At 32.2% G+C, this 1665-nt stretch carries 1 protein-coding gene; it reads left to right on the top strand.

Features of this window, described 5'->3' with window-relative positions; genetic code table 11:
• Positions 1-361: 361 nt before the first annotated feature.
• Positions 362-1491 (top strand): IS630 family transposase gene (locus U9R42_14040; GenBank protein ID MEA3497144.1). Its coding sequence is split into 2 segments (ribosomal slippage): positions 362-785 and positions 785-1491, totalling 1131 coding nucleotides; the frame shifts between segments, so codons are not numbered across the junction.
• Positions 1492-1665: the final 174 nt, after the last annotated feature.

Below are 1665 nucleotides of genomic sequence, written 5' to 3'. Positions count from 1 at the left end.
TGATGAAAGAATTGTTTATTTGTTTATCTGTTGATTTGTTTATTTGGAATTTGACTGCTGGCTGGAGACTGCCTACTGCTGACTGAGGACTGTTTTTACTACTTCTGCTAAAAAGCCCGAGATTGTCGCGGTCGTACCTCCCTCACAATGACGACTTTATGGGTTGTTGTTGTAAGAATTGTTTATTTGTTTATTTGGTGAATTGTTTATCTGTTTAGATTCTCCTCCGTAGCTTTAGCGAAGGAGGATCTGTTTATTCGTAACACATAACTTTAAGTACTTTAGGCACTCTAGTGTCAAGTCAAATTTATTATGACGTAATTATTTTGTATATTTGCCAAAAAATTTAAATTTTATAATTATGGCAATATTGTATAAAGTAACGTTAACAAAACAGGAGCAGGAACAACTTCTTAAGATTATTAAAAAAGGTAAACACAAATCTCAAACTTACAGAAATGCTTACATTCTTTTAAATACAGATGAAGGAGATTATTCAAGTAAAGTAACAAATGTTGAGATTACAAAAATTCTTAAAGTTGGAATGCGAACAATTGATAGAGTTAAGAAACGTTTTATTGAAGAAGGTTTTGAAGCAAGTTTATCAAGAAAACCAACTACAAGAATTTATGAGAAAAAAGCAGATGGTGATTTTGAAGCTCATTTAATATCAATTGCTTGTAGTAAACCGCCATCAGGTTTTGCGAAATGGTCATTGAGGTTGCTTGCTGATCAAATGGTTGAATTAAATTATGTTGAGAGCGTATCACATGAAACGGTAAGAAGCGTTTTAAAAAAAATGAATTGAAACCGTGGAAAGTTAAGAGTTGGGTAATTCCAGCAAAACAAAGTGCTGATTTTGTGGCAAATATGGAAAATGTATTGGATACTTATAAGCGTCCGTATTCATCTGATTATCCTGTGGTTTGTATGGATGAATCACCAAAACAACTTATAGCAGAAACTCGAATTCCTGAAAAAATGAAAGATGGAAGCAAATTAATAGACTATGAATATTCAAGAAAAGGTGTCTGTAATATTTTCATTGCCAATGAACCGCTTGCTGGAAAAAGAACAGTAAAAATAACTAAACGTAAAACAAAGAAAGATTGGGCTGAATTTATAAAAGAAATAGCAGACGATTATAAAAATGCAAAAAAAATCACATTAGTAATGGATAATCTTAACACGCATAAAGCAAGTTCATTATATGATAGATTTCAACCGGAAGAGGCTAAACGTATTTGGGATAGATTTGAATTTATTTTTACACCCAAACATGGTAGTTGGTTGAACATGGCGGAAATAGAATTAAATGTACTAAATGGTCAATGTCTTAATAGAAGGATTGATAATATTGATACTGTAAAGCAAGAAGTTGAAGCTTGGCAAAATTTCAGAAACAATAAAAATTGCAAAATAAACTGGAGATTTACAATAAAAAAATCAAGAATAAAATTAAAAAGACTTTATCCGTCAATTGACGATTGACTTGACACTAGAGTGCCTAAAGTACTTAGAGTTATGTGTTACGAATAAACAAATTACGAGTCCACAGTCGGCAGTCAACAGACGGCAGTCAACAGTTCGCAGTCAATCCGAATAAACAAAAAGAAGTACTTAAAGTGCCTAGAGTGCCTAAAGTACTTAAAGTTATGTGTTACG

The sequence above is a fragment of the Bacteroidota bacterium genome (assembly GCA_034723125.1).
Lineage (GTDB): Bacteria > Bacteroidota > Bacteroidia > CAILMK01 > JAAYUY01 > JAYEOP01.
The sequence above is the reverse complement of the archived record's forward strand: the minus strand, read 5'-3'. Positions and strand labels throughout refer to the sequence as shown.